Annotated in this window: 2 protein-coding genes; both read left to right on the top strand. The window is 54.9% G+C overall.

Features of this window, described 5'->3' with window-relative positions:
- The first annotated feature begins 12 nt into the window (after positions 1-12).
- Entirely contained in the window at positions 13-1,290 is a 1,278-nt protein-coding gene (gene serS, locus CW742_RS12365) for a serine--tRNA ligase (RefSeq protein WP_292420809.1), read from the top strand.
- Positions 1,291-1,362: 72 nt separating this feature from the next.
- On the top strand, positions 1,363-1,594 hold a 232-nt coding region (locus tag CW742_RS12360; RefSeq protein WP_394339472.1), incomplete at its 3' end, for a hypothetical protein.

The following is a 1,594-nucleotide window of genomic DNA, read 5'->3' as shown; positions in this document are numbered from 1 at the left end:
GGAGACCAGCCAATGCTCGATATCAGGTTCGTTCGGGAAAATCCAGAGATCATCAGGGCCGATTTAGAGAAACGCAACGATACGGAGAAGATCGCCTGGGTCGATGACCTGCTCGTCAAAGATGCCCGTTCCCGCGAACTGAAAGTCGTGACCGATCAGCTTCGCCAGCGGCGCAATACGATAGCCCGGGACATCAATGCTGCAAAAAAGGCCGGGGCGGACCCCGCACCGCTGCTTGCAGAAGCTGCCGCCCTTCCGCAGAAGATCAGGGCAAACGATGCCGAGCAGGATGAGATCCGTGAACTCATCCGGGGATACCTCATGCGTCTCCCAAACATTCTGGACGAGAGCGTCCCTGCGGGAAAAGACGATTCGGAGAACGTGCTGGTCCGCCAGGTGGGGACCCCCCGCTCATTCGATTTTGAGATCCGGAATCACGGGCAGCTTGCGGCGGATCATGGCTGGGCCGACTTCGAACGGGCGACCAAGATTGCCGGCGCCGGGTTCTATTTCCTGAAAGGGAATCTTGCCCTCCTCGATCTTGCCCTCCAGCGGTATGCACTCGATCTTCTCTCCGCGAAAGGATATACCCCGGTCATTCCCCCTTACATGATCAACCGGAAATCCTACGAAGGGGTTACCGACCTTGGCGATTTTGAGAAGGTGATGTACAAGATCGATGGCGATGATGCCTACCTCATCGCAACGAGCGAGCACCCGATCGGCGCCATGTACCAGGACGAGATCTTCGAAGAGACAGATCTTCCCCTGAAACTGGCGGGCATATCGCCGTGTTTCCGGCGCGAGATTGGGGCGCACGGTCTTGACACCAAAGGTCTCTTCCGCGTCCACCAGTTCACGAAGATCGAGCAGTTCATCTTCTGCCTGCCGGAAGACTCATGGTCATTTCATGAGGAGCTGCTTGCAAATGCCGAGGAGATCTTCCGGAATCTTGATCTTCCCTGCCGTGTCGTGAACATCTGTACCGGCGACATTGGCACGGTTGCGGCAAAGAAATACGATATCGAGGTCTGGATGCCGCGCTATACTGCTTACAGGGAAGTAGTGTCCTGCAGCAACTGTACAGCGTACCAGGCTGTCCGTTTGAACATCAAGGTCCGGGACCGGAGTGACTTTGAATCGAAGCGGTATATCCACACGCTAAATTCGACTGCCATTGCAACGTCGCGGGTGATGCGTGCCATTCTTGAGAACTGCCAGCAGGCTGACGGGTCGGTCATGATACCCGCCGTACTCCGTCCCTATATGGGCGATCGTGGACACCTGTGATGAAAACGATGATTATCTTCCAGACACTTTATTGTATCCGGATACCTCAGATAGTAATAGGAGCGTGGTTGCATGGCGTATCCCGATCTCTATAATAACGAACACATTGTTCTCGAAGCCCAGACCGTCAAGGTGAAGTCCGTCTCGTTCACGGTTGTTCTTACCAACCGCCGCCTTATCCTCATTGACAGTAAGCGGAAGGCCATCCCCCCCCAGGAGATTCTCCTTGCCACCCTGAAAAATGTGGATCTTGGAGAGAATGCCATACGGGACCCGACCATAACGTTGTCCATCATCACAACAG

The sequence above is a fragment of the Methanoregula sp. genome, from assembly GCF_002835825.1.
GTDB lineage: Archaea > Halobacteriota > Methanomicrobia > Methanomicrobiales > Methanospirillaceae > Methanoregula.
The sequence above is the reverse complement of the archived record's forward strand: the minus strand, read 5'-3'. Positions and strand labels throughout refer to the sequence as shown.

Bases quoted from the DNA above. Each gene is read 5' to 3' on its own strand.
- serS (WP_292420809.1), top strand. From the start codon at position 13: ATGCTCGATATCAGGTTCGTTCGGGAAAATCCAGAGATCATCAGGGCC.